This is a genomic window from Burkholderia ubonensis (assembly GCF_001718695.1).
GTDB lineage: Bacteria > Pseudomonadota > Gammaproteobacteria > Burkholderiales > Burkholderiaceae > Burkholderia > Burkholderia ubonensis_B.
In genome coordinates, this window is the sequence record NZ_CP013420.1 from 403,741 (window position 1) to 428,228 (window position 24,488).

Below are 24,488 nucleotides of genomic sequence, written 5' to 3' on the forward strand. Positions count from 1 at the left end.
GCCGCGCACGCTCACGCGGCCAGCGAAAAGCGCCCCACGGGGCGCTTCGTTCGGCCGGCCGCGGTGTCGTCCGACCGGCGGCGGCCTGGCGGCGTCGGCCGGATCCCGCAGGATCCGGCCGCGCGGTCAGATTTCCTCGTACAGCGGCAGCGTCAGGAATTCGGTGAAGCCTTCCGACGTCGACATCTGCTCGAAGATCGCCGCGGCACGCTCGTACGGCTGCGTATTGCCGCCGACCGATCGCTTCACGTTCTCCAGCTCGGCCTTCGCGTAGTCGCGCACCAGTTCCGCCGTCACCTTGCGGCCATCGTCGAGCACGCCCTTCGGCGAGCGGATCCACTGCCACACCTGCGAGCGGGAGATCTCGGCCGTCGCCGCGTCTTCCATCAGGTTGTGGATCGGCACGCAACCGTTGCCGTCGAGCCACGCGCCGAGGTAGTGGATGCCGACGTTGATGTTGTTGCGCAGGCCGGCTTCGGTAATCGGCGCTTCCGGCTGGAAGTCGAGCAGGTTCTTGCCTTCGATCTGCACGTCGTCGCGTTGCTTCGCGATCTGGTTCGGCTTGTCGCCGAGCACCTTCACGAATTCCTCCATCGCGATCGGCACGAGGCCCGGGTGCGCGACCCAGCCGCCGTCGTAGCCGTCGGTCGCGTCGCGCTGCTTGTCCGAGCGCACGCCGCCCATCGCCTTGTCGTTCGCTTCCGGATCGTTCTTGATCGGGATCAGCGCGCTCATCCCGCCGATCGCCGGCGCGTTGCGCTTGTGGCAGGTCTTCAGCAGCAGCAGCGCGTACGCGCGCATGAACGGCACCGTCATCGTGATCTTCGAACGGTCGGCCAGGCAGAAGTCGCGGTCGTTCTTGAACTTCTTGATCGCCGAGAAGATGTAGTCCCAGCGGCCCGCGTTCAGGCCCGAGCTGTGCTCGCGCAGTTCGTACAGGATCTCGTCCATCTCGAACGCGGCGAGGATCGTCTCGATCAGCACGGTCGCGCGGATCGTGCCGCGCGGGATGCCGACCTGTTCCTGCGCGGCGACGAAGATGTCGTTCCACAGGCGCGCCTCGAGATGGCTTTCCATCTTCGGCAGATAGAAGTACGGGCCCGAGCCGCGCGCGATCAGCTCCTTCGCGTTGTGGAACAGGAACAGCGCGAAGTCGAAGACGCCGCCCGACACGCGCTGGCCGTCGACCGTCACGTGCTTTTCGTCGAGGTGCCAGCCGCGCGGACGCACGATCAGCGTCGCGACCTTGTCGTTGAGCTTGTACGACTTGCCGTTCTGCTCGAGCGAAATCGTGCGGCGGATCGCGTCCTTCAGGTTGATCTGGCCGTCGATCTGGTTCGTCCAGCTCGGCGCGTTCGAATCCTCGAAGTCCGTCATGTACGAATCCGCGCCCGAGTTCAGCGCGTTGATGATCATCTTGCGCTCGACGGGGCCGGTGATCTCGACGCGGCGGCATTGCAGGTCGGCGGGCAGCGGCGCGACCTTCCAGTCGCCTTCGCGGATCGCCTTCGTCTCGGCCAGGAAGTCGGGGCGCTCGCCGGCGTCGAGGCGCTTCGTGCGTTCGACGCGCGCCTGCAGCAGGGCCTGGCGACGCGGCTCGAACGTGCGGTGCAGCGCCGCGACGAGTTCGAGTGCCGCGGGCGTCAGGATGGCTTCGTAGCCCGGGCGGATCTCGCCGGTAATCGCCATGCCTTGCGGCAGCGTGAGCGTGGTGGTCATGAGTCTCATCTCCTTGGTCGGTCAGTTGAGGTTTCGGTAAAGGGGGAAGTGAGTGGCCGGCATCGATGCCGGCGTTACGCGCCCGGGCCGGGGCGCGCGCGGCTGGCGCTTCTGCCGGACGGAGCCGGGGTGGCGAGGAAAGCGAGCAGGTCGGTCATGCCGGCGCCGGTGCCGTCGGGCGGCGCGCCGAGCTCCTCGGCGGGGGCGCCCGTGCGATTGAGCCAGAACGTCGTGTAGCCGAACCAGGCCGCGCCCGTCACGTCCCAGCCGTTCGACGACACGAACACGATGTCGCGCGGGTTCGGCCCGAACGCGTCGGTGCCGAGCGCGTAGGCGGCCGGGCACGGCTTGTACGCGCGCACCGCGTCGACCGACAGCACGCGATCGAACAGGCCGCTCATGCCGGCGCTCTTCACCGCGATGTCGAGCATCTGCGGGTTGCCGTTCGACAGGATCGCGAGCTGCGGACGCGGGTCGAATGCGCGCAGCTTGCGCAGCGCGGGCACCGTGTCGGGGTAGGTGGACAGGCACGCGTATTCGTCCATCAGGCGCTTCTCGGCGGCGTTGTTGAGCGTGAGGCCGAGCGCGCGCGCGGCGAACCGTAACGCGTCGTGCGTGATGTCCCAGAACGGGCGGTAGCGGGCGCCGGCCGGATCGGCGAGCGTGCGCAGCTGCGTGTATTCGATCTGCTTGCGCCGCCACAGCTGGGACAGCCGTTCCCCGTGGCCGGGGAACATCTGCTCTGCCGCGGCCACGACCGCATGCACGTCGAACAGCGTGCCGTAGGCGTCGAAGAGGATGGCGTTGGGAAGTGTCGTTGTGGCCGACATAGCCTTGCGCTCCAGTTTCAGAGGTCGGAAACGATTTTATTCGTGATCGTCAGTACCAAAAAAGACGCTAAACATCACTTGATCTTTTACTTTCATATACCTAATCTGGAGCCGCTTCAGTTAACGCGAAGGACGGTCGAGGCCGTTCTCCCGATTCATGGACCGGTTCAAACAGATCGAAACGTTCGTCGCGGTCGCGGCGAAAGGCAGTTTGTCGGCAGCCGCGCACGCGGAAGGGGTCGCGCCCGCGATCATCGGCCGCCGCCTCGATGCGCTCGAGGAGCGGCTCGGCGTCAAGCTGCTGGTGCGCACGACGCGCAAGCTCACGCTGACCTTCGAGGGTTCGGCCTTCCTCGAGGATTGCCAGCGCGTCATCAACGACATGCAGAACGCGGAGGCGAGCGTGTCCGCGGGCGGCGTGAAGGCGAGCGGCCATCTGCGGATCTCCGCGCCGGCCGGCTTCGGCCGACGGCACGTCGCGCCGCTCGTGCCCGAATTCAGCGGCGCGCATCCGGACGTGTCGGTCACGCTCGACCTGTCCGACCGGATGGTCGACCTCGTCAACGAGGGCTTCGATTGCGCGGTGCGGCTCGGCGAGCTGCCCGACTCGTCGCTGGTGTCGCTGAAGCTCGGCGAGAACCGCCGCGTGTGCGTCGCGTCGCCCGCCTATCTCGCGCGGCGCGGCACGCCGGCCACGCTCGCGGAGCTCGCGCGGCACAACTGCCTCGCGCTCGCCGCGAACGCGAACCAGCAGCGCGGCTGGTCGTTTCTGGAGGACGGCAAGGTCGTATCGATCCGCGTGAGCGGCACGATGGAATGCTCGGACGGCGCGGTCCTGCACGAGTGGTGCCTGGCGGGGCACGGCCTCGCGTGGCGTTCGTGGTGGGAGGTCGGCGACGACATCGCGGCCGGCCGCCTCGTCAGCGTGCTGGACGCGTTCGCGGCGCCGCCGATCGGCATTCATGCGGTGTTCCCGCAGCGCCGGCATTTGCCGTTGCGCGTGCGGCTGTTCCTCGACTACCTGAAACACACCTACGAGCGGCCCGGGTATTGGGGGTAGGATGCGCCGATCGTCATCGCTTGCGCCGCCCGCGCGTTTCCGATATGAGGGCGAACCCGCTGCCGGGGCCGGCGGCCGGTTTTCGCACACTACAATCGAAACAGGCACCCCGGGCGCGCGGCGCGCGGGGTGCGATTGACGAAGGAGGGCGCGATGTTCAAGCACATCCTCGTTCCGACCGACGGGTCCGACCTGTCGAAGAAGGCAATCGACGGCGCGATCGATCTGGCCCGGGCGGTCGGCGCGCGCGTGACCGCGTATGCATGCCTGCCGCAGTATCCGTACTCGCCGTTCTCCGAAGTGATCATCGAGCCGCCCGCCGATTTCAGGGCGCGCAGCGAACGCGAGGCGCGCTCGCATCTCGACGAGGTCGAGTCCGCGGCGCGGGAGGCGGGGGTCGACTGCGATACCTGGACGAGCGTGCATCCGTCGCCGTATCTCGGCATCATCGAGGCGGCCGAACGCGGCGGCTGCGACGTGATCTTCATGGCGTCGCACGGGCGCCGCGGGCTCGGCAGCCTGCTGATCGGCAGCGAGACGCAGCGCGTACTGACCCATACGAAAATTCCGGTGATCGTTTATCGGTAACGGCGGCGGCCTCGGCGCTACGGCCGTACGACCGTACGACCGTACGACCGTACGACCGCGCCGAAAAAGGGCGCGCCGGACCAGGCCGGCGCGCGTCGTTGCAGGCGGCCGAAGCCGCGCGGCCGGTCGCGCGACTTTCGTCGCGCGCCTGCCGTCTCCTCCCTGATTGTTGTCCGGTGCGGTGCTGGCGCGCCTTATGCCACCTTCTTGCCGTCGAAGAACTGCTCGTCTTCGGTCGAACCGTGCAGCGCGGTCGTCGACGCTTCGCGCTCGACCGTCTGCGTGACCGCGTCGAAGTAGCCGGTGCCGACTTCGCGCTGGTGCTTGACCGCGGTGAAGCCCTTGTCGGCTGCCGCGAACTCGGCCTGCTGCAGTTCGACGAACGCGCTCATCTGCGTGCGGGCATAGCCGTGCGCGAGATTGAACATCGAGTAGTTCAGCGCGTGGAAGCCGGCCAGCGTGATGAACTGGAACTTGTAGCCCATCGCGCCGAGCTCCTTCTGGAACTTCGCGATCGTTGCGTCGTCGAGGTTCTTCTTCCAGTTGAACGACGGCGAGCAGTTGTACGACAGCAGCTTGCCCGGGAACTGCTTGTGGATCGCCTCCGCGAACTTCTTCGCGTACTCGAGATCCGGCTTGCCCGTTTCGCACCAGATCAGGTCGGCGTACGGCGCATACGCGAGGCCGCGCGAGATCGCCTGCTCGAGGCCCGGCTTGGTGCGGAAGAAGCCTTCGACCGTGCGTTCGCCCGTCAGGAACGGCTTGTCGTTGTCGTCGATGTCGGACGTGATCAGGTCCGCCGCTTCCGCGTCGGTGCGCGCGACCAGCACGGTCGGCGTGCCCATCACGTCGGCCGCGAGACGCGCCGCCGCGAGCTTCGCGACGGCTTCGCGCGTCGGCACGAGCACCTTGCCGCCCATGTGGCCGCACTTCTTCACCGACGCGAGCTGGTCTTCGAAGTGGACGCCCGATGCGCCGGCCTCGATCATCGCCTTCATCAGCTCGAACGCGTTCAGCACGCCGCCGAAGCCGGCTTCCGCGTCAGCGACGATCGGCGCGAAGAAGTCGACGTAGCCTTCGTCGCCCGGGTCCTTGCCTTCCGACCACTGGATCTGGTCGGCGCGCGTCAGCGTGTTGTTGATGCGCTTTACGACCTGCGGCACCGAGTTCGCCGGGTACAGCGACTGGTCCGGGTACATTTCGCCGGCGACGTTCGCGTCGCCCGCGACCTGCCAGCCGGACAGGTAGATCGCCTTGAGGCCGGCCTTCACCTGCTGCATCGCCTGGTTGCCGGTCAGCGCGCCGAGCGCGTTGACGAACGGCTCGTTGTTGATCAGGGTCCAGAGCTTTTCCGCGCCGCGCTTCGCGATCGTGTGCTCGACCTGCAGCGAGCCGCGCAGGCGGACCACGTCCTCAGCCGTATAGGTGCGCTTGATGCCCTTCCAGCGCGGATCGGTTTCCCATTGCTTTTGCAGTTCCTGTGCCTGTTGCTGACGCGACATGATGTGCTCCTTGACGTGGTCTTGCCTGAATCGGGATGAGTCGAATGGGGGTGATGCAATTCGCGAGGCGGAGAGTGGGGTGTTCCGTTTCGCGAAGTCTTGTATAAGAGTCTAGGCAAATCGCAGGTTGCGAAACAGGGGCTCGTCCAGGAAGGGCGCAAATTTTTAATCGTTATAAATCAATTGCTTGTGATGCTGATTTCGAGATAAGAAATGCTTTTTCCCATCCTGCAATGCCGTGCGTTGTGCCACGCAGCATGATTTTTTACGACACAAAAAAATTTTTTGCATCGTGAAATATCGGCGAGGGCGAAAAAAAAACCGGCGCGGGTGCGCCGGTTGCGTGCTGCGGGGCGGATGACGGGCAGCCGACGAGGCCGCCCCCGCGCCGTTACGACGCCGAATTGCTGCGTCGCGGGCCGCCGCGCTGGCCGTCGCCGCGGCGGTTGCCGCCGTCGCGGCTGCCGCCCGGCTTGCCGCTCCAGCCGCCGTTGCCGCCGCCGTAACCGCCGCGGCCGCCGTTGCCGTGACCGCCGCCCGGCTTGCCGCCGAAACGACGGCCGCCGTTACTGCCGCCCGGACGGCCGCGGCCGCCGTTGCCGCGATCGTATCGTTGCGCGGCGGCGCCTTGCGCGGCTCGAAGCCTTCGATCACGTTGACCGGCAGCGGCGAGCGCACGAAACGCTCGATGCGCTTCAGCGCGCCTTGCTCGGCATGATGCACGAGGCTGACCGCGATGCCCGAGCGGCCCGCGCGGCCGGTACGGCCGATACGGTGCACGTAGTCTTCCGCGAACTTCGGCAGGTCGTAGTTGAACACGTGCGTGATGCCCGGGATGTCGATGCCGCGCGCCGCGACGTCGGTCGCGACGAGCACGCGCACGCGGCGCTCGCGCAGCGCGCGGATCGTGCGGTTGCGGGCGCCCTGCGGCAGGTCGCCGTGCAGCGCGGCCGATTCGAAGCCTGCGTCCGCGAGGCGGCCGGCGAGCTGGTCGGCGTCGATCTTGGTCGCCGTGAAGATGATCGCCTGGTCGAGCGCGTTGTCGCGCAGCAGATGATCGAGCAGGCGATCCTTGTGATCGCGGTCGTCGACGTAGTGCACGGTCTGCGCGATGTTCGCGCGCGACTCGAGGCGTTGCTGGATCTCGATGCGCTCCGGGTCCTTCAGCAGGCGGCTCGTCAGCGAACCGATCTTGCCGTCGAGCGTGGCCGAGAACAGCATCGTCTGGCGCGATTCCGGCGTCGCGTCGACGATCGTCTCGATGTCCTCGATGAAGCCCATGTCGAGCATGCGGTCGGCTTCGTCGAGCACGAGCATCTTCAGCTCGGACAGGTCGATGCGGCCGCGCTCGAGGTGGTCGAGCAGGCGGCCCGGGGTCGCGACGAGGATTTCCGGGTTCTTCGCGAGCAGCATCAGCTGCTGACCGTATGCGACGCCGCCGAGGATGCTGACCGTGCGCAGGCGTTTCAGGTGCTTACCGTAGGTCGAGGCGGCGGTCGTCACCTGCATCGCGAGTTCGCGGGTCGGCGTCAGCACGAGCAGGCCCGGGCGCGCGACCGGCTGCGGACGGCGGGCGCGGCGGTCCCCGTTGTTCGGCTCGCGCGGCGCGCGCGGCTGCTGCGCCTGCGCCTTCTGGAGCTGCGCGAAGCGCTCGATCGCGGGCAGCATGAACGCGGCGGTCTTGCCCGAACCGGTCGGGCTCGACACCAGCAGGTCGCGGCCGGCGATGCCGGCCGGGATCGCACGCTGCTGGACCGGCGTCGGCTTCACGTAGCCGGCGGCCTGCAGCGCGGAGACGATCTCCGGCGACAGCCCGAGCGACGCGAACGTGGGCTCGTCGGCGGCCGGCGCTGCGGGCTGCGCGGCGTCGTCGAGACCGAGCGCCTTGTCGGCGGTCGCGTTGAGGGGGCTGGTGGAAATGCTCGAAGTCATAACAATCCTTGAAACACAGTGGGTGAAACGTCGGCGCCAATCGCGCATGCCCAAGTTGTCGGATTCAACGAGCAAATCGGAAAACGGGTGCAATCCGCCGGTCACGAGGCGGATGAGGCTAGAAGCTGTTTTGGGTGCGGCGTGCTGAGACGCGTTGCCGCCAGCCTGATAATTGACGGCCGCTAGAGCCGAAGCAGGAAGGGGACAGGTTCTAAACCGGATTGGAGCTTAACGCTACGAGGCGTCCGGCCGGTTCGGCCAGTGGGCCGAGCGCGGAAGTGACGCAGCCGGCATTATAGAGATATTTGCTGCGCTGCGCCACTGCCGATTTGACCGCGAGCCGCGATCAGGACGCGGTGCCGTTCTTCAGCGACTCGACGAGCTCGACGTATTGCTGCTTCGCGGCATCCTGCGACGTGCCCTTCAGCGCGCCCCACGCGTCGTACTTGTACTTGCCGACGATGTCGGTGAAGCCCGGCTTGTCGCCGTGCACGTCACCGTCGGTGGCCTGCTTGAAGAGCGCGTAGAGGCGCAGCAGCGTGAGGTTGCCCGGGCGCTCGGACAGTTGCTTCACGTCTTCCTGGGCCTGGTTGAACTGGGCGGTGATGTCGCTCATCGGGTGTCTCCCTGGAGGTTTCAAGTCGGGCGATCTTAACAAGCGCGCCGCCGCGGCGGGTCGAGCGATCCTTCCAAACCGCCCGCGGCGCGCCGCGAGCGCCGCGATCATCGCCGAACGCCCGTGGGAGCGGGGCGCCGCATTACAATGTCGGCCATGACGCAAACAGTGCTCCTCGCCATCGATACGTCGACCGAATACTGCTCGGTCGCGCTGCTGCGCTCGGCCACGGCCGAATCCGCCGCTTCCTCCCTGCAAAGCTGGGTCCGCCACGAACTGACGGGCGCCGTGTCGAGCACGCGCGTGCTGCCGGCCGTCCAGGAACTCTTCGCCGAATCCGGGCTGACGCTCGCCGACTGCGATGCAATCGCGTTCGGCGCGGGCCCCGGCTCGTTCACGGGCCTGCGCACCGCGACCGGGATCGCGCAGGGCCTCGCGTTCGGGCGCGGGCTGCCGGTCGTGCCGGTCGGCACGCTGCTCGCGTGCGCCGAGCATGCGCGGCTGCGCGCGCCCGGCACCGCGCGCGTGCTGGCCGCGCTCGACGCGCGGATGGACGAGGTCTACTGGGCCGAGTTCGCGTGGGACGACGGCGCCGGCGACTGGCGCACGCTGCATCCGGCCGCGCTCGACGCGGCCGCCGCGGTCGGCGTGCCCGACGCGCCGTTCACGCTCGCGGGCAACGCGGCCGCCGCGTTCGGCGCGCAGCTGCCGGCCGTCGCGCGGGCAGCCGTGATCGACGGCGACGCAATGCCGCATGCGCTGGCGGTCGCGCACGCGGCGTTGCGCGCGTTCCGGGCCGGGCGCACGGTGCCGGCCGACCAGGCCGCGCCCGAGTACGTGCGCGACAAGGTCGCGCAGACCACCGCCGAACGGCTGGCGGCGCGCGCGGCTCAACCGGGCGGAGCGCGGGAATGACGGGTGTGCTGCTGAGCGACCGGTATCTGTCGCCGATGACGGACGCCGATCTCGACGAAGTCGTCGCGATCGAGCATGCCGCCTACGAATTCCCGTGGAGCCGCGGCAACTTCGAGGATTCGCTGCGCAACGGCTATTTCGGCGTGTGCCTGCGTCACGTGACGGGGACGCTCGTCGGCTATTGCGTGCTGATGCCCGTGATCGACGAGATGCACCTGCTGAACCTGTGCGTCGCGCCGGCCGCGCAATGCACGGGAGCAGGCCTCGCGCTGCTGCGCGAGGCGGTGCGCATCGCGCAGGCGGAGCGGCTCGACGGCATGCTGCTCGAAGTGCGGCCGTCCAATCCGCGCGCGATCCATCTGTACGAGCGCTTCGGTTTCGCGACGATCGGGCGGCGCAAGAACTACTATCCGGCGCGGCATCGCGGCCGGGAGGACGCGATCGTGATGCGTCTGACGCTGAACAAGGACGGAGGCGCGCATGGCGTGGGCTGAAGCGGCACTCGAGGAAATGGGGCTGGCGCAGATCTGGGTGCGGCGCGGGCAGGGGAGGCAGGGCAGTGCGGCGGGTGATGCGGTGGCGGGCGCGTTGGATGATGCGGTGGCTGCAACGACCGCAACGACCGCGACCGCCGTGCCGGCCGACGTCGCTCAGGCCGCGGCTTCGCCAGCGCAACGCGCGACGCGATCGGCACAGCCGGCCAAGGCCGCGCAGCCCGTGCAAGCGCGTGAGGATGCGACGCGCGTCGGCGCAGCCATGCCGAGTGCCGAAGCGGACCGTGCCCCCCACGCCGCCGCCGCGGCCGACCAAGCATCGATGCCCGCTACATCGCCCGCTTCCGCGAGCGACATGCCGCTCGCCGCCGAGGACGATTTCGCCTGGTTCGACGCGACGCCGCCCGGCGATCCGCTGCCGCCGGCCGAGATGCGCGCCGACGTCGCGCCGGTCGCGACGCTCGACTGGGACGCGCTCGCCGCGCGCGTGGCCGACTGCACGCGTTGCCGGCTCTGCGAGAAGCGCACCAACACCGTGTTCGGCGTCGGCGACCGCGAGGCGGACTGGATGCTGGTCGGCGAAGCGCCGGGCGAAAACGAGGACAAGCAGGGCGAGCCGTTCGTCGGCCAGGCGGGCAAGCTGCTCGACAACATGCTGCAGTCGTTGTCGCTCGAGCGCGGCGCCAACGTGTACATCGCCAACGTGATCAAGTGCCGCCCGCCGGGCAACCGCAACCCGGAGCCGGACGAGGTCGCGCGCTGCGAGCCGTATCTGCAGCGCCAGGTCGCGCTCGTGAAGCCGAAGCTGATCGTGGCGCTCGGGCGCTTCGCCGCGCAGACGCTGCTGAAGACCGACGCGAGCATCGCGTCGCTGCGCGGCCGCGTGCACACCTACGAAGGCGTGCCGGTGATCGTCACCTACCACCCGGCCTATCTGCTGCGCAGCCTGCAGGACAAGTCGAAGGCCTGGGCAGACCTGTGCCTTGCGCGCGATACCTTCCGTGGGGCGGCCATCCGTGGGGCGGCCGTCCCCGGGACAGGCGAGCGGTCCGCACAATGACAGCCGGCGCGGCGTCTTCGTTCGTCGAAACGCTGCACGACGCCGCGGTACGCGATCTGGCATGGCTGCTGGCGAGCCCGAGCCTGCTTGCAGCGGCGCCCGGCGCGCCGCTGGCGCAGCCGTGGTCCGATGCCGCCGAGCGGGCGGCCGCGCAAGCGTGGCTGGTCGCGCTCGACGCCGCGCCCGAGGCGCTGCACCGCGCGCTCGAAGGGCTGCGGCCGGTGCGTCTCGGCCGCTATGCCGAGTGCCTGCTCGAATTCTTCCTCACGCACGGGCCCGCGCTGCGGCTCGTCGCGGCCAACCTCGCGCTGCGCATCAACGGCCGGACGCTCGGCGAGGTGGACTTCCTCGTCGATACGCCCGGCGGTCGGCGCCTGCATTGGGAACTGGCCGTGAAGTGCTATCTGTGCGCACCCGTGTGCGACGGCGACGCGGCGTCGCTTGCCGACTTCGTCGGGCCGAATCTGGTCGACCGTTTCGATCGCAAGCGCGCCCGCCTGATCGATCACCAGCTGCGCCTGAGCGGGCGCGACGGATTCGCGCTGCTCGGCTACGGCGCGCCGTCCGACGCGCAGGTGTTCATCAAGGGATGGCTGTTCTATCCGCACGGCGCGCCGCTGCCCCGGCTCGACGGGGAAATCGCGCCGGATCATCCGCGCGGCTTCTGGCTGACCCACGCGCAGTGGGCCGCATGGGCGGCCGCGCAGCCGGCCGACGCCGGATGGGCGGTGCTGCCGCGGCTCGCTTGGCTCGCGCCGCGCCGCATCGCGGCGGGTGCCGGCGCGCCCGAGCCGCTGGCGGCCGCGCATGCGGTGCCGGCAGTGCTGTCGGCGCACCATGCGCCGGCGCTGATCGGCGTCTACGGGCCGGCCGCCGACGGCGCGTGGCGCGAGGCCGCGCGCGGCTTCGTCGTGCCGGACGACTGGCCGGAGCGGGCGCGGGCGTTCGCGGCGAATGCGGACTGACGCGGCGTCAGCCGCCGCTCACCACCAGCGGTGGAAGTGATGCACGGGGCCGACGCCGTGGCCCACGTCGAGGCGGTCGCTGGCGGCGATCGCGCCGGTGAGGTAGGCCTTCGCGTCACGCACGGCGCTTTCCAGATCGGGATGCCGCGGCAGCAACGCGGCAATTGCGGACGACAGCGTGCAGCCGGTGCCGTGCGTATTGCTCGCACGCACGCGCGGGCCGTCGAAGCGCACGGTGCGGGCCGCGTCGACGAGCCAGTCGGGGCTCGCATTGGCGTCCGGCAGGTGGCCGCCCTTCATCAGCACCGCGTGCGCGCCCGCCGCAACGAGCGCCTGGCCCTGCCGGACCATGTCGTCTTCGGTCGTCGCCGGCGCGTCGCCGAGCAGCGCGGCCGCCTCGGGCAGGTTCGGCGTGACGACGGTGGCGAGCGGCAGCAGTTCGCCGCGCAGCGCGTCGACCGCATCCGGCGCGAGCAGCGCGTGCGAACTCTTCGAGATCATCACCGTGTCGAGCACGATGTAGCGGGGCGCATAGCGGCGCAGCGCGCCGGCGACCGCGCGCACGATCGCCGCGTTCGCCAGCATGCCGATCTTCACCGCGTCGATGCGGATGTCGCCGAACACCGCGTCGAGCTGGGCGGTCACGAACGCGGCGTCGGGCGCGTGCACGCCGGTCACGCCGCGCGTGTTCTGCGCGGTCAGTGCGGTGATCACGCTCGCGCCGTACGCGCCGAGCGCGGAGAAGGTCTTCAGGTCGGCCTGGATGCCTGCGCCGCCGCCGGAATCGGAGCCGGCGATCGTCAGCACGTTGGGGATCGGATGCGTCATGATGGCAAGGCGCCGGTTCGGGAACCGGCGCGGGCAAGCGGGAACGGGAAGGGGCGCGTCAGTGCTTCGCCTCGCCGATCAGCGCGACCGAATCGAACTGGCGCTGGTTCGCCTGGTGGCGGCGCATCACGAGCCACATCGTCAGGCAGACGAACGTGCCGAACAGCACGATGACGACGCCGACCGGCACATCGAGCCACACGAGCACCGCGTACAGGCACAGCATCACGAGCACCGACAGGTTCTCGTTGAAGTTCTGCACCGCGATCGAGTGGCCGGCCGACAGCAGCACGTGGCCGCGGTGCTGCAGGAGCGCGTTCATCGGCACGACGAAGTAGCCGGACAGCGCGCCGACGCACATCAGGAAGAGGTACGCGATGATCAGATAGACCGGCAGCCGGAAGTGGCCGAGATGGACGATCCAGGTCGACGGGATCAGGTCGCGCGTGTAGAACGCCATCAGCATCACTGCGATGCCCATGATGATGCCGACGGGCAGCACGGTCAGCGATTTCTTCAGCGGGATCCGGCTGGCCGCGGCGATCGCGCCGGCCGCGACGCCGACCGCGACGACCGCCTGCAGCAGCGCGCCTTCGGACAGCGACATGCCGAGCGACACCTCGGCCCACTTCAGCACGATGAACTGCAGCGTTGCGCCCGCGCCCCAGAACAGCGTCGTGACCGCCAATGAGATCTGGCCGAGCTTGTCGCGCCAGAGCACCATGAAACAGTCCGCGAAATCGGTGACGAGTTTGACTGGGCCGTGTTCCTGTCGCGGGTACCGCGCGCCGGTATCGGGGATGCGCAAGTTGAACAGCGCGGCGACGATGTAGATCGCCATGATGACGGCCATCGCCGATTCGGCGGGCGTGTTGATCCACGGAGGTGTGTGCGCGATCACGTGCGACGCGATGTGCGGACTGATCAGCGCGCCGCCGAGCACGGTGCCGAGGATGATCGAGCTGACGGTCGTGCCTTCGATCCAGCCGTTCGCCGCGACGAGCCGGTCGGCCGGCAGCAGCTCGGTAAGAATCCCGTACTTGGCGGGCGAGTAGGCTGCGGCGCCAAAGCCGACGATGCCATACGCGATCAGCGGATGGGCGCCGAACAGCATGATCAGGCAGCCGACGACCTTGATCGAGTTGGTGATGAACATCACGCGGCCCTTCGGGCGTGAATCCGCGAAGGCGCCGACAAACGCCGCGAGCACCACATAGGACAACACGAAGAACAGCTTGAGCAGCGGTGTCATCCAGTTCGGGGCGTGGAGGTCTTTCAGCAGAGCGATGGCGGCGATGAGGAGCGCATTGTCGGCCAGCGACGAGAAAAACTGCGCGGCCATGATGGTGTAAAAACCTTTTTTCATCTGATGCGATGCGTTCGTCGCTGCGGCCCGGCCGCGTAGGCCGCCAGGTATGCGATCGGCTTATTCCGTTCGAAATGGGTTGTGCGCACGGCTTTATAACACGAAAATACAGCGATTCGGACTAGCAAGATTCCCCGATCGTTCCGCAAGTTGTCGGCTTCGGCGCCCAAAAGGCGCGGTAAGCTGATGATTCGCAAGCGTCTTTACGTAAATTTCCCATGCCGCGCCCGATCTCCGCCACCATCCATACCGCCGCTCTCGCCAACAATCTCTCCGTCGTCCGACGCTACGCCGGCCAGTCCAAGGTCTGGGCGGTCGTCAAGGCCAACGCGTACGGGCACGGCCTCGCGCGTGCGTTTCCGGGCCTGCGCGGCACCGACGGCTTCGGGCTGCTCGACCTCGACGAGGCCGTCAAGCTGCGCGAACTCGGCTGGGCCGGCCCGATCCTGCTGCTCGAAGGATTCTTCCGTTCGACCGACATCGACGTGATCGACCGCTACAGCCTGACCACGACCGTCCACAACGACGAGCAGATGCGGATGCTGGAAACCGCGCGGCTGTCGAAGCCCGTCAACGTCCAGCTGAAGATGAACAGCGGGATGAACCGGCTCGGCTACACGCCCGAGAAATATCGCGCCGCGTGGGAGCGCGCGCGCGCCTGCCACGGCATCGGCCAGATCACGTTGATGACCCATTTTTCGGACGCGGACAGCGAGCGCGGCGTCGCCGAGCAGCTGGCCGCGTTCGAGCGCGGCGCCGAGCACATCGCCGGCGCGCGCAGCCTCGCGAATTCGGCGGCGGTGCTCTGGCACCCGGCCACGCATTTCGACTGGGTGCGCCCGGGCATCATGCTGTACGGCGCGTCGCCGTCCGGGCGCTTCGCCGACATCGCCGACACGGGGCTCAAGCCGACGATGACGCTCGCGTCCGAGCTGATCGCGGTGCAGACGATCGCGAAGGGACAGTCGATCGGCTATGGCTCGACGTTCTCCGCGCAGGCGCAGATGCGCATCGGCGTCGTCGCGTGCGGCTATGCGGACGGCTATCCGCGCGTCGCGCCCGAGGGCACGCCGGTGATCGTCGACGGCATCCGCACGCGGATCGTCGGCCGCGTGTCGATGGACATGATCACGGTCGACCTGACCCCGTGCCCGCAGGCCGGCGTCGGTTCGCGGGTCGAGCTGTGGGGCAACGAACTGCCGATCGACGACGTGGCGCGCCACTGCGGGACGATCGGCTATGAGCTGATGTGCGCGGTGGCGGCCCGCGTACCGGTGCGCGCGGAATAAGGGCGCAACGCGTGGCTAAACAGAAAACGGTTTACGTCTGCAGCGAGTGCGGCGGTCAGTCCCCGAAGTGGCAGGGGCAGTGCCCGTCGTGCCAGGCCTGGAACACGCTGGTCGAATCGGTTGCCGAAGCGCCGTCCGCGCATCGCTTCCAGTCGCTCGCGAAGCGCGCGCCGGTGCAGCGCCTCGTCGACATCGAGGCGGCGGACGTGCCGCGCTTCTCGACCGGCATCGGCGAATTCGACCGCGTGCTCGGCGGCGGGCTGGTCGCGGGCGGCGTGGTGCTGATCGGCGGCGATCCGGGCATCGGCAAGTCGACGCTGCTGCTGCAGTCGCTCGCGGGCATCGCGAGCGAACGGCGCACGCTCTATATCAGCGGCGAGGAGTCGGCCGCGCAGATCGCGTTGCGCGCGCAACGGCTCGCGCTGCTCGACGGCGGCGTGCCGGCGGCCGAATTGAAGCTGCTCGCGGAGATCCAGCTCGAGAAGATCCAGGCGGCGATCGACGCGGAGCGGCCGGACGTCGCGGTCGTCGACTCGATCCAGACCGTCTATTCGGAGGCGCTCACGTCGGCGCCCGGCTCGGTCGCGCAGGTGCGCGAGTGCGCGGCGCAGCTCACGCGGATCGCGAAGCAGTCCGGCACCGCGATCATCATGGTCGGGCACGTGACGAAGGAGGGCAACCTGGCCGGCCCGCGCGTGCTCGAGCACATCGTCGACACGGTGCTGTACTTCGAAGGCGACACCCATTCGTCGTTCCGCCTCGTGCGCGCGTTCAAGAACCGCTTCGGCGCGGTGAACGAGCTGGGCGTGTTCGCGATGACCGAGCGCGGCCTGCGCGGCGTCGCCAATCCGTCCGCGCTGTTCCTGTCGCAGCACGAGCAGGTCGTGCCCGGCTCGTGCGTGCTCGTCACGCAGGAGGGCACGCGCCCGCTGCTCGTCGAGATCCAGGCGCTCGTCGACACCGCGCACGTGCCGAACCCGCGCCGGCTCGCGGTCGGCCTCGAGCAGAACCGGCTCGCGATGCTGCTCGCGGTGCTGCACCGCCATGCGGGCATCGCGTGCTTCGACCAGGACGTGTTCCTCAATGCGGTGGGCGGCGTGAAGATCGCCGAGCCTGCCGCCGACCTCGCGGTGCTGCTCGCGATCCATTCGTCGATGCGCAACAAGGCGCTGCCGAAGGGCCTGATCGTGTTCGGCGAGGTCGGGCTGGCCGGCGAGATCCGGCCGTCGCCGCGCGGGCAGGAGCGCCTGCGCGAGGCGGCGAAGCTCGGCTTCACGACCGCGCTGATCCCGAAGGCGAATGCGCCGAAACAGCCGATCGACGGGCTGGAGGTGATGGCGGTCGAGCGGATCGAACAGGCGATCGACCGGGTGCGCGGGCTCGAATGAGCGCCGCCGCGCGCCGGGGGCGACTCCCCGGAGATCTGTCGCGTAATTCGCTGTAAATGTTTTGTAGGGTTGTGTAACCCGGCGGACATTGCTTTTCCCTATCCTTTTGCGGACAGCCGAACCGTGCAAAGCGAAAGGGACCTATGTTGAAACAGTACGGGCATGCGCCGGACCGACACCTCTACAACCTGCGCGGTTGCCGCGTGTCGGAGCCGATCCGCCAGCCGTGGGGCGGCGGGTGCCGGATCGTCGAATGGATCGACGCGGACGGGCGTCTCGCGCGACGGGTCGTGGCGGAGGACGTGACGGAAGCGGAAGTCGTCGAGGTGATCCGGCGGCCGACCGAAGGGCGCCGCCATCTGATGCGCGACGACGAGCAGATGCCGCGGGATACGCTGCCGCGGCGCTGAGCGGGTGGCCCGCCGCGCCGCGCGGCGGTCAGCCGATCTGCTCGAGCTCTTCCTGCGCGGCGAGCCAGTCGCCCTCGACGGATTCGAGCCGCGCGTTGACGTCGCCCAGCCTGCGGATCGCGTCGGTCAGCTCGGTCTTGCGCTCCGCTTCGTAGCTCGCCGGATCGGCGACGAATGCGTCGAGGCGGGCCTTCTCCGCGTGCAGCGCCTCCATTTCCTTTTCCAGCTTCGTGATGCGCGTCTGCAGCGGCTTTCTCAGGTGCGACAGCCGCTGCCGTGCCTCGGCTTCCTGACGCTTCTGGTCCTTGCGGTTGACGGCCGGCTCCGCGCCCGCCGCGGCTGCGCTGTCGGCCTTCGCGGCCGCGCGCTGCTCGGCCGCGTGCTGCAGCAGCCAGTCGCGGTAGTCGTCGAGGTCGCCGTCGAACGGCTGCAGCCGGTGCTTCGCGACGAGCATGAACTGGTCGGTCGTCGCGCGCAGCAGGTGCCGGTCGTGCGAGACCAGGATCAGCGTGCCTTCGAATTGCGCGAGCGCCATCGTCAGCGCGTGGCGCGTCTCGAGGTCGAGGTGGTTGGTCGGCTCGTCGAGCAGCAACAGGTTCGGCTTTTGCCAGATGATCAGCGCGAGCGCGAGGCGCGCTTTCTCGCCGCCCGAGAACGGAGCGACCGGGCTCGTCGCCATGTCGCCCGAGAAATTGAAGCCGCCGAGGAAGTCGCGCAGCTCCTGTTCGCGCGTGTCGGGCGCGAGCCGCGCGAGGTGCGCGAGCGGCGAATCGTCCTCGCGCAGCGTTTCGAGCTGATGCTGCGCGAAATAGCCGATCGTCAGCCCCTTGCCTTCGCGCACATGGCCGGACAGCGGCTCGAGCGTCGCCGCGAGGGTCTTGATCAGCGTCGACTTGCCCTGGCCGTTCGCGCCGAGCAGGCCGATGCGCTGGCCGTTCTGGATCGACAGCGACACGCGCTCGACGATCGGGATTTCGGCGCCGTCGTCGCCGTGGTAGCCGCAGCGGACGTCTTCCATCACCATCATCGGGTTCGGCGCGGCGTCGGGCGTGCGGAATTCGAACGTGAACGGCGACGCGACGTGCGCCGGCGCGATCAGCTCCATCTTCTCGAGCGCCTTCATCCGGCTCTGCGCCTGGCGGGCCTTGGTGGCCTTGGCCTTGAAGCGGTCGATGAAGCTCTGCAGGTGCGCGACCGTCTTCTGCTGCTTTTCGTACGCGCTTTGCTGCAGCGCGAGCTGCTGCGCGCGCAGCACTTCGAATTGCGAGTAGTTGCCGCCGTAGCGCTTCACCTGCCGGTTCTCGAGGTGCAGCGTGACGTTGCAGATGGAGTCGAGAAATTCGCGGTCGTGCGAGATCACGACGAGCGTGCCGGGGTAGCGGTGCAGCCAGTCTTCGAGCCAGACGATCGCGTCGAGGTCGAGGTGGTTGGTCGGTTCGTCGAGCAGCAGCAGGTCGGAGCGGCACATCAGCGCCTGCGCGAGGTTCAGGCGCATGCGCCAGCCGCCGGAGAAGCTCGAGACCGGCTCGCGCGTCTGCGCGAGCGTGAAGCCGAGGCCGAGCAGCAGCGCTTCCGCGCGCGCCGGCGCGGTGTAGCCGTCGGCGTCGGCGAACGCCGCATGGGCTTCCGCTTCGGCCGAGCCGTCATGCGCGGCCGAAGCAGCGGCGATGCGCGCCTCGATCTCGCGCAGCGCGGCGTCGCCGTCGAGCGTGTAGTCGAGCGCCGAGCGCTCGACGGCCGGCGTTTCCTGCGACACGTGGGCGATCCGCCACGACGGCGGCATCGAGAAATCGCCCGCGTCGGCGTGCAGCTCGCCGCGCAGGACCGCGAACAGCGTCGACTTGCCGGCGCCGTTCGCGCCGATCAGGCCGGCCTTCTCGCCGGGATTGAGCACGAACGACGCCGCGTCGAACAGCGGCTTGGTGCCGCGCGCAAGGCTGAACTGATTGAAACGGATCACGACGGAAATGACTGGGCAAAACCGCTATTCTAGACTGCGGGCCGCGCACCGGGCATTGGCCGTTCGGGAGATGCCGTTTCCGCGCGTTTTTCGCCTAGACTTCACGTCGGTTCGAATTCGAAAGGGGGCACGATGTCCACACTGTATTCCTTCAGCGCGGAGACGCTCGCCGGTGCGCCGGCGTCGCTCGATGCGTATCGCGGCAAGGTGCTGCTGATCGTCAACACGGCGAGCGAGTGCGGATTCACGCCGCAGTATGCCGGCCTGCAGAAGCTCTACGACCAGTACGCGGCGCGCGGCTTCTTCGTGCTCGGCTTCCCGTGCAACCAGTTCGGCAAGCAGGAGCCGGGCGACGCCGCGCAGATCGGCGCATTCTGCGAGCGCAACTACGGGGTGACGTTCCCGATGTTCGCGAAGATCGACGTGAAGGGCGACAATGCGCATCCGCTGTACCGCTACCTGACCGACGAAGCGCCCGGCATCCTCGGGCTCAAGGCGATCAAGTGGAACTTCACGAAGTTCCTGGTCGACCGCGACGGCCGGATCGTCAAGCGCTACGCGCCGTCGACCAAGCCCGACGAAATCGCCGCCGACGTCGAAAAGCTGCTGTGACGCCCGACGCGGCCGGTGCGGGTCGCCGGGGCTTCGGGAGGCCGCTCACAGAATCGGCGCGAACAGCCGCGCGATGTGCATCGCGACCCGCCGCCACGCGGGCGAGTGGCGGTATTCGCTCGCGTCGACTTCATAGGCCAGCGCGAAGTCGGCCGTGAGCATCGCCTCGACCTCGTCGGCGAATGCGCGATCGACGGTCAGCACCATGATCTCGAAGTTCAGGCGGAACGAGCGGTTGTCGAGGTTCGCGCTGCCGATCGCGGCCGCGCTGCGGTCGATCAGCACCACCTTCTGGTGCAGGAAGCCCGGCCGGTAGCGGAACACCTTGACGCCCGCGTCGGCGAGGTCGCGCGCGTACAGCTTCGACGCCTCGAACACGACGACATGGTCGCGCCGGCTCGGGATCAGGATGCGCACGTCGACCCCGCGCATCACCGCGAGCTTGAGCGCGGCGATCACCGCTTCGTCGGGGACGAGATACGGCGTCGTGATCCAGATCCGCTCGCGCGCCGCGTTGATCGTCTCGACGAAGAACAGCGAGCCGGTTTCCTGCTTGTCGGCCGGCCCCATCGGCACCGCGAGGCAGTGCATGTCGGCGTCCTCCGGCAGCGCGGCGGGCGGCGGCGCGAGCGGCGGCAGCTTCTGCGTCGCCCAGTGCCAGTCTTCCGCGAACACGTACTGGATGCTCGCGACGACGGGGCCGCGCAGCTCGATGTGCGTGTCGCGCCACGGCGACAGCCGGGGTTTCGCGCCGAGATACTCGACGCCGACGTTGTGTCCGCCGACGAACGCGCGATTGCCGTCGACGACGACGATCTTGCGGTGATTGCGGAAGTTGAGCTGGAAACGATTGACGAACTGGCGCTTGGTCGCGAACGGATGGACTTCGACGCCGCCCGCGCGCAGCGCGTCGACGTAGCCGTGCGGCAGGTCGAAGCTGCCGATGCTGTCGTACAGCAGGTAGCAGCGCACGCCCGCGGCCGCGCGCGCGAGCAGCGCGTCGCGCAGCATCTGGCCGAGCGCGTCGTCGCGAACGATGAAGAACTGGACGATCACGTAATCGCGCGCGTCGTCGATCGCCGACAGGATCGCCGCGAACGTCGCCTCGCCGTTGACGAGCGTGCGCACCGCATTGCCGGCGAGAAACGGCATTGCGCCGAGCCGCGTGAGCGCGTGCACCGCGGGCTGGCCGAGCGCGCTCGCGGCCGCGCCGTCGGTCGAATCGGCGACGGTCCACGGGACGGGATGCGTATGCGTGCGCAGCGCTTCGGTCTCGTGGCGGCGCGCGTCGACGTAGCCGGAAAACTTGCTGCGGCCGAGGAACAGATACGGGATCAGCGTCAGGTAGGGCATCGCCGCGAGCGACACGGCCCACGCGATCGCGCCTTGCGACGTGCGTGTGTTCAGGATGGCGTGGCAGGCCGCGACGATTCCGAGCACATGGATGGCCAGGATGAGCGTGCCGAGGTGTAGCCAGTCGAGTGTCATAAGCGCGTGGCGGACTCCTGAAGCGCGGCATCGCGGCCGCTTACGCGCATCTTACCGAACCGCGCGGCGCAGCGGGCGCCGCGCGGTTCGGGCTGGCGGGGCGTCAGGGCTTCCGCGGGAGATCCGACGCCTGGATCAGGAACACGCTGTCTTCGCCGGCGCTCGTCGACAGCCACGTCAGCTCGAGGCCGCCGAATGCCGCTTCGACGTGCTCGCGCTCGTTGCCGATCTCGACGACGAGCATGCCGTCGTCGTGCAGCCAGTTGCGCGCCTCGCCGATGATGCGGCGCACGACGTCCATCCCGTCTTCGCCGCCGGCGAGCGCCATCTCGGGCTCGTGCCGGTATTCGGGCGGCAGCGCGGCCATCGACGCCGCGTTGACGTACGGCGGGTTCGTCAGGATCACGTCGTAGCGCGCGCCCGGCTCGGACGACGAGCGGAACAGCGGCAGCGGCGCGTAGAGGTCGCCGCGGTGCAGCGAGATGCGGTCCTCGAGCCCGTAGTCGCGCACGTTGATCTCCGCGACCTCGAGCGCCTTGTCGGACAGGTCGACCGCGTCGATCTCGGCGTTCGGGAACGCGCTCGCCGCGAGGATCGCGAGGCAGCCGGAACCGGTGCACAGCTCGAGCACCGCGCCGACCTGCTCGGGATCGGCGACGTACGGCTGCAGGCCGTCGTCGAGCAGCTCGCCGATGAACGAGCGCGGCACGATCACGCGCTCGTCGACGTAGAAGCGGTGGCCGTGCATCCACGCCTCGTGCGTCAGATAGGCGGCCGGCACGCGCTCGGTCGCGCGCCGCTCGATCACGGTCAGCACGGCGTCGATCTCGTCGGGCAGCAGGCGCGCGTCGAGGAACGGCTCGAGCGTGTCGAGCGGCAGGTCGAGCGTGCGCAGCACCAGATAGGCCGCTTCGTCGTAAGCGTTGTCCGAGCCGTGGCCGAACGCGAGCTTCGCCTTCGAGAAGCGCGTGACCGCGTAGCGCAGCAGGTCGCGAACTGTTGCAAAAGGTGTCGTCGTCATTCGGGACTCCATCAGGCGATCAGTTGTTCGAGCACGCGGCGGTACACGTTCTTCAGCGGATCGATGAAGCGCACCTCGATGTGCTCGTCGATCTTGTGGATGCTGCCGTTCGGCGGGCCGAACTCGATCACCTGCGGGCAGATGCGCGCGATGAAGCGGCCGTCCGACGTGCCGCCCGTCGTCGACAGCTCGGTCGTGATGCCGGTTTCGGCGCGGATCGCCGTCTCGAGCGCATTCGACAGCTCGCCGCGCGGCGTCAGGAACGGCAGGCCGCTGATCGACCAGTTGAGTTCGTAGTCGAGCCCGTGCTTGTCGAGGATCGCGTGCACGCGCGCCTGCAGGCCTTCGACGGTGCTCGCCGTCGAGAAGCGGAAGTTGAACAGCAGGTCGGCATGGCCCGGAATCACGTTGGTCGCGCCGGTGCCCGCATGCAGGTTCGATACCTGCCAGGTGGTCGGCGGGAAGTACTCGTTGCCTTCGTCCCACTGTTCGGCGGCGAGCTCGGCGAGCGCCGGCGCGAGCAGGTGGATCGGGTTCTTTGCGAGGTGCGGGTATGCGATGTGGCCCTGCACGCCCTTGACGATCAGCTCGCCGGACATCGAGCCGCGGCGGCCGTTCTTCACGACGTCGCCGAGTTCGGCGGTCGACGTCGGCTCGCCGACGATGCAGTAGTCGACGCGCTCGCCGCGCGTTTCGAGCAGTTCGACGACCTTCACGGTGCCGTCGGTCGCCGGGCCTTCCTCGTCACTCGTGATCAGGAATGCGATCGAGCCGCGGTGGTTCGGGTGCGCCGCGACGAATTCCTCGGTCGCGACGACGAAGCCCGCGAGCGAGGTCTTCATGTCGGCCGCGCCGCGGCCGTACAGCTTGCCGTCGCGATGCGCGGGAATGAACGGCGGCGACGTCCATTGCTCGAGCGGGCCGGTCGGCACGACGTCGGTGTGGCCCGCGAACGCGAGCAGCTTGCCGTCGCGGCCGGCGGCGCCGCGCTTGACGGCCCACAGGTTGGTCACGCCGTGCGACGCGATGGTCTCGATGTCGAAGCCGAGCGCGGCGAGGCGCTCGGTCATGATCTGCTGGCAGTGTTGGTCGTCGGGCGTGACGGACGCGCGCGCGATCAGCTGTTCGGTAAGGGCTAGGGTGGCGGACATGGTTCGGACCACTTTCGATAAAAAATGCCGGCGCGGTGGCCGGCAGCGAGGTGTTCGGGCGCCGTGCGGCGGCAGCAGGCCAGCGAGGCCCTAGGCGGCGAACAGTGCCGCGTACTGGTCGGCCGCGAAGCCGAGCGATTTCACGCGGCCGTTGACGACGAGCACGGGGCGCTTGATGACCGACGGCTTGTGGATCATCAGCGCGACCGCGCCGGCCTGCGTTTCCGCGGCCGCCTTCATGGCGTCGTCGAGGCCGCGCCACGTGGTGCCGCGCTTGTTCACGAGCGCGTCGAGCGGCACGTCCTTCAGCCAGTCTTCGACCAGAGGCACGCTGACGCCGGCCTTCTTGAAATCGTGAAACTCGAATTCGACGCCGTGGTCGTCGAGCCACACGCGGGCTTTCTTCACGGTGTCGCAGTTCGGAATGCCGTAGACGACCACGGTGCGCGGCTTCGCCATCAGTCGCCTCGCAGCAGTTCGTTCAGGCCGACCTTCGCGCGGGTCTTCGCGTCGACCTTCTTCACGATCACCGCGCAGTACAGGCTGTGCGAGCCGTCCTTCGACGGCAGGTTGCCCGCGACGACGACCGAGCCGGCCGGGATGCGGCCGTAGCTGACTTCGCCGGTTTCGCGGTCGTAGATCTTGGTGCTCTGGCCGAGGTACACGCCCATCGAGATCACCGAGTTTTCCTCGACGATCACGCCTTCGACGACTTCCGAGCGCGCGCCGATGAAGCAGTTGTCCTCGATGATGACCGGGTTCGCCTGCAGCGGCTCGAGCACGCCGCCGATGCCGACGCCGCCCGACAGGTGCACGTTCTTGCCGATCTGCGCGCACGAGCCGACGGTCGCCCACGTGTCGACCATCGTGCCTTCGTCGACGTACGCGCCGATGTTCGTGTACGACGGCATCAGCACGACGTTCTTCGCGATGAACGAGCCGCGGCGCGCGATCGCCGGCGGCACGACGCGGAAGCCGCCCGCGGCGAAGTCTTCGGCGGTGTAGTTCGCGAACTTCGACGGCACCTTGTCGTAGAACTGCGAGTAGCCGCCGGCCGGCATCGGCGCGTTGTCCTCCAGGCGGAACGACAGCAGCACGGCCTTCTTCAGCCACTGATGCACGGTCCAGCTGCCGTCGATCTTCTCGGCGACGCGCAGCGCGCCTTTGTCGAGCTGCTCGATCGCGTGCGCGACGGCGTCACGGACTTCGGCGGGCGCGGCCTTCGGCGACAGCTCGGCGCGGTTGTCCCAGGCGGTATCGATGATTTGCTGAAGTTGTTGCGACATGTTCGTTT

22 protein-coding genes and 1 pseudogene are annotated in these 24,488 nt (G+C 68.5%); 10 read left to right on the forward strand and 13 right to left on the reverse strand.

The window, feature by feature from the left end; genetic code table 11:
* Nucleotides 1–126: 126 nt before the first annotated feature.
* Complete coding sequence (gene aceB / locus WJ35_RS01870) at nucleotides 127–1,719, reverse strand: malate synthase A (RefSeq protein WP_059480223.1); 1,593 nt, start codon at nucleotides 1,717–1,719, stop codon at nucleotides 127–129.
* A gap of 74 nt (nucleotides 1,720–1,793) precedes the next feature.
* Entirely contained in the window at nucleotides 1,794–2,549 is a 756-nt protein-coding gene (locus tag WJ35_RS01875) for a haloacid dehalogenase type II (RefSeq protein WP_069238659.1), read from the reverse strand.
* 157 nt (nucleotides 2,550–2,706) lie between these two features.
* Between WJ35_RS01875 and WJ35_RS01880 the strand changes: the two genes are divergently transcribed.
* Nucleotides 2,707–3,609, forward strand: a complete 903-nt coding sequence (locus WJ35_RS01880; protein WP_060235045.1) for a LysR family transcriptional regulator — start codon at nucleotides 2,707–2,709, stop codon at nucleotides 3,607–3,609.
* 153 nt (nucleotides 3,610–3,762) lie between these two features.
* Nucleotides 3,763–4,197, forward strand: coding sequence for a universal stress protein (locus WJ35_RS01885; protein WP_010092028.1), 435 nt, complete (start codon nucleotides 3,763–3,765; stop codon nucleotides 4,195–4,197).
* Nucleotides 4,198–4,391: 194 nt separating this feature from the next.
* Here the strand turns inward: WJ35_RS01885 and aceA are convergent, their stop codons facing one another.
* The 3 genes and pseudogenes from aceA to WJ35_RS01900 form a co-directional block, all read right to left on the reverse strand.
* Entirely contained in the window at nucleotides 4,392–5,699 is a 1,308-nt protein-coding gene (aceA, locus tag WJ35_RS01890) for an isocitrate lyase (RefSeq protein WP_045567597.1), read from the reverse strand.
* 391 nt (nucleotides 5,700–6,090) lie between these two features.
* A pseudogene (locus tag WJ35_RS01895) lies at nucleotides 6,091–7,631 on the reverse strand (DEAD/DEAH box helicase).
* 346 nt (nucleotides 7,632–7,977) lie between these two features.
* Nucleotides 7,978–8,247, reverse strand: a complete 270-nt coding sequence (locus tag WJ35_RS01900) for an acyl-CoA-binding protein (protein WP_042584314.1) — start codon at nucleotides 8,245–8,247, stop codon at nucleotides 7,978–7,980.
* 147 nt (nucleotides 8,248–8,394) lie between these two features.
* Here WJ35_RS01900 and tsaB point away from each other — a divergent pair, with 147 nt between their 5' ends.
* From tsaB to WJ35_RS01920, 4 genes are read left to right on the forward strand one after another with little or no spacing between them, the layout of a single operon-like run.
* The gene (gene tsaB, locus WJ35_RS01905; protein ID WP_060235043.1) at nucleotides 8,395–9,162 is read left to right on the forward strand and encodes a tRNA (adenosine(37)-N6)-threonylcarbamoyltransferase complex dimerization subunit type 1 TsaB; all 768 of its coding nucleotides are present in this window, start codon (nucleotides 8,395–8,397) and stop codon (nucleotides 9,160–9,162) included.
* Nucleotides 9,159–9,656, forward strand: coding sequence for a ribosomal protein S18-alanine N-acetyltransferase (gene rimI / locus WJ35_RS01910; RefSeq protein ID WP_010092035.1), 498 nt, complete (start codon nucleotides 9,159–9,161; stop codon nucleotides 9,654–9,656). The genes tsaB and rimI overlap by 4 nt, the downstream gene beginning before the upstream one ends.
* Nucleotides 9,643–10,716, forward strand: a complete 1,074-nt coding sequence (locus WJ35_RS01915; RefSeq protein ID WP_069238660.1) for a uracil-DNA glycosylase — start codon at nucleotides 9,643–9,645, stop codon at nucleotides 10,714–10,716. Before rimI ends, WJ35_RS01915 begins: the two co-directional genes overlap by 14 nt.
* A complete protein-coding gene (locus tag WJ35_RS01920) occupies nucleotides 10,713–11,681 on the forward strand; it encodes a DUF1853 family protein (RefSeq protein ID WP_060235041.1) in 969 nt (322 codons plus the stop codon). The genes WJ35_RS01915 and WJ35_RS01920 overlap by 4 nt, the downstream gene beginning before the upstream one ends.
* A gap of 18 nt (nucleotides 11,682–11,699) precedes the next feature.
* Here the strand turns inward: WJ35_RS01920 and thiD are convergent, their stop codons facing one another.
* Both thiD and lplT read right to left on the reverse strand, forming a co-directional pair.
* The gene (gene thiD, locus WJ35_RS01925) at nucleotides 11,700–12,509 is read right to left on the reverse strand and encodes a bifunctional hydroxymethylpyrimidine kinase/phosphomethylpyrimidine kinase (protein ID WP_060235040.1); all 810 of its coding nucleotides are present in this window, start codon (nucleotides 12,507–12,509) and stop codon (nucleotides 11,700–11,702) included.
* A gap of 58 nt (nucleotides 12,510–12,567) precedes the next feature.
* Nucleotides 12,568–13,875, reverse strand: coding sequence for a lysophospholipid transporter LplT (gene lplT, locus WJ35_RS01930; protein ID WP_060235039.1), 1,308 nt, complete (start codon nucleotides 13,873–13,875; stop codon nucleotides 12,568–12,570).
* Between the two features lie 218 nt (nucleotides 13,876–14,093).
* Here lplT and alr point away from each other — a divergent pair, with 218 nt between their 5' ends.
* The 3 genes from alr to WJ35_RS01945 all read left to right on the forward strand — a co-directional run bounded on the left by alr (nucleotide 14,094) and on the right by WJ35_RS01945 (nucleotide 16,962).
* Complete coding sequence (gene alr, locus WJ35_RS01935) at nucleotides 14,094–15,164, forward strand: alanine racemase (protein ID WP_060235038.1); 1,071 nt, start codon at nucleotides 14,094–14,096, stop codon at nucleotides 15,162–15,164.
* 11 nt (nucleotides 15,165–15,175) lie between these two features.
* Nucleotides 15,176–16,552, forward strand: a complete 1,377-nt coding sequence (radA, locus tag WJ35_RS01940) for a DNA repair protein RadA (protein WP_010092041.1) — start codon at nucleotides 15,176–15,178, stop codon at nucleotides 16,550–16,552.
* Between the two features lie 143 nt (nucleotides 16,553–16,695).
* Nucleotides 16,696–16,962 (forward strand): DUF2866 domain-containing protein, encoded by a 267-nt coding sequence (locus WJ35_RS01945; RefSeq protein WP_010092042.1) that lies wholly within the window; start codon nucleotides 16,696–16,698, stop codon nucleotides 16,960–16,962.
* A 28-nt stretch (nucleotides 16,963–16,990) separates the two neighbouring features.
* On the opposite strand, the gene WJ35_RS01950 is transcribed toward WJ35_RS01945, so the two are convergent.
* Nucleotides 16,991–18,922, reverse strand: a complete 1,932-nt coding sequence (locus WJ35_RS01950; protein WP_060235037.1) for an ATP-binding cassette domain-containing protein — start codon at nucleotides 18,920–18,922, stop codon at nucleotides 16,991–16,993.
* 132 nt (nucleotides 18,923–19,054) lie between these two features.
* On the opposite strand from WJ35_RS01950, the gene WJ35_RS01955 reads away from it, so the two are divergent.
* Nucleotides 19,055–19,534: a glutathione peroxidase gene (locus tag WJ35_RS01955; protein WP_010092044.1), complete on the forward strand. Its 480-nt coding sequence runs from the start codon at nucleotides 19,055–19,057 to the stop codon at nucleotides 19,532–19,534.
* A gap of 45 nt (nucleotides 19,535–19,579) precedes the next feature.
* On the opposite strand, the gene cls is transcribed toward WJ35_RS01955, so the two are convergent.
* The 5 genes from cls to dapD all read right to left on the reverse strand — a co-directional run bounded on the left by cls (nucleotide 19,580) and on the right by dapD (nucleotide 24,480).
* A complete protein-coding gene (cls, locus tag WJ35_RS01960; RefSeq protein ID WP_069238661.1) occupies nucleotides 19,580–21,022 on the reverse strand; it encodes a cardiolipin synthase in 1,443 nt (480 codons plus the stop codon).
* Between the two features lie 103 nt (nucleotides 21,023–21,125).
* Nucleotides 21,126–22,043: a 50S ribosomal protein L3 N(5)-glutamine methyltransferase gene (prmB, locus tag WJ35_RS01965; RefSeq protein WP_069238662.1), complete on the reverse strand. Its 918-nt coding sequence runs from the start codon at nucleotides 22,041–22,043 to the stop codon at nucleotides 21,126–21,128.
* 11 nt (nucleotides 22,044–22,054) lie between these two features.
* Nucleotides 22,055–23,194: a succinyl-diaminopimelate desuccinylase gene (gene dapE, locus WJ35_RS01970; protein ID WP_060235034.1), complete on the reverse strand. Its 1,140-nt coding sequence runs from the start codon at nucleotides 23,192–23,194 to the stop codon at nucleotides 22,055–22,057.
* 90 nt (nucleotides 23,195–23,284) lie between these two features.
* Nucleotides 23,285–23,653 (reverse strand): ArsC family reductase, encoded by a 369-nt coding sequence (locus WJ35_RS01975; protein ID WP_010092048.1) that lies wholly within the window; start codon nucleotides 23,651–23,653, stop codon nucleotides 23,285–23,287.
* On the reverse strand, nucleotides 23,653–24,480 hold the full coding sequence (gene dapD, locus WJ35_RS01980) for a 2,3,4,5-tetrahydropyridine-2,6-dicarboxylate N-succinyltransferase (RefSeq protein WP_010092049.1): 828 nt from the start codon (nucleotides 24,478–24,480) through the stop codon (nucleotides 23,653–23,655). Before dapD ends, WJ35_RS01975 begins: the two co-directional genes overlap by 1 nt.
* Nucleotides 24,481–24,488: the final 8 nt, after the last annotated feature.

Coding starts and splice junctions, on each gene's coding strand:
- aceB (WP_059480223.1), bottom strand. CDS start 1,719: ATGACCACCACGCTCACGCTGCCGCAAGGCATGGCGATTACCGGCGAG.
- WJ35_RS01875 (WP_069238659.1), bottom strand. CDS start 2,549: ATGTCGGCCACAACGACACTTCCCAACGCCATCCTCTTCGACGCCTAC.
- WJ35_RS01880 (WP_060235045.1), top strand. CDS start 2,707: ATGGACCGGTTCAAACAGATCGAAACGTTCGTCGCGGTCGCGGCGAAA.
- WJ35_RS01885 (WP_010092028.1), top strand. CDS start 3,763: ATGTTCAAGCACATCCTCGTTCCGACCGACGGGTCCGACCTGTCGAAG.
- aceA (WP_045567597.1), bottom strand. CDS start 5,699: ATGTCGCGTCAGCAACAGGCACAGGAACTGCAAAAGCAATGGGAAACC.
- WJ35_RS01900 (WP_042584314.1), bottom strand. CDS start 8,247: ATGAGCGACATCACCGCCCAGTTCAACCAGGCCCAGGAAGACGTGAAG.
- tsaB (WP_060235043.1), top strand. CDS start 8,395: ATGTCGGCCATGACGCAAACAGTGCTCCTCGCCATCGATACGTCGACC.
- rimI (WP_010092035.1), top strand. CDS start 9,159: ATGACGGGTGTGCTGCTGAGCGACCGGTATCTGTCGCCGATGACGGAC.
- WJ35_RS01915 (WP_069238660.1), top strand. CDS start 9,643: ATGGCGTGGGCTGAAGCGGCACTCGAGGAAATGGGGCTGGCGCAGATC.
- WJ35_RS01920 (WP_060235041.1), top strand. CDS start 10,713: ATGACAGCCGGCGCGGCGTCTTCGTTCGTCGAAACGCTGCACGACGCC.
- thiD (WP_060235040.1), bottom strand. CDS start 12,509: ATGACGCATCCGATCCCCAACGTGCTGACGATCGCCGGCTCCGATTCC.
- lplT (WP_060235039.1), bottom strand. CDS start 13,875: ATGAAAAAAGGTTTTTACACCATCATGGCCGCGCAGTTTTTCTCGTCG.
- alr (WP_060235038.1), top strand. CDS start 14,094: ATGCCGCGCCCGATCTCCGCCACCATCCATACCGCCGCTCTCGCCAAC.
- WJ35_RS01945 (WP_010092042.1), top strand. CDS start 16,696: ATGTTGAAACAGTACGGGCATGCGCCGGACCGACACCTCTACAACCTG.
- WJ35_RS01955 (WP_010092044.1), top strand. CDS start 19,055: ATGTCCACACTGTATTCCTTCAGCGCGGAGACGCTCGCCGGTGCGCCG.
- cls (WP_069238661.1), bottom strand. CDS start 21,022: ATGACACTCGACTGGCTACACCTCGGCACGCTCATCCTGGCCATCCAT.
- prmB (WP_069238662.1), bottom strand. CDS start 22,043: ATGACGACGACACCTTTTGCAACAGTTCGCGACCTGCTGCGCTACGCG.
- dapE (WP_060235034.1), bottom strand. CDS start 23,194: ATGTCCGCCACCCTAGCCCTTACCGAACAGCTGATCGCGCGCGCGTCC.
- WJ35_RS01975 (WP_010092048.1), bottom strand. CDS start 23,653: ATGGCGAAGCCGCGCACCGTGGTCGTCTACGGCATTCCGAACTGCGAC.
- dapD (WP_010092049.1), bottom strand. CDS start 24,480: ATGTCGCAACAACTTCAGCAAATCATCGATACCGCCTGGGACAACCGC.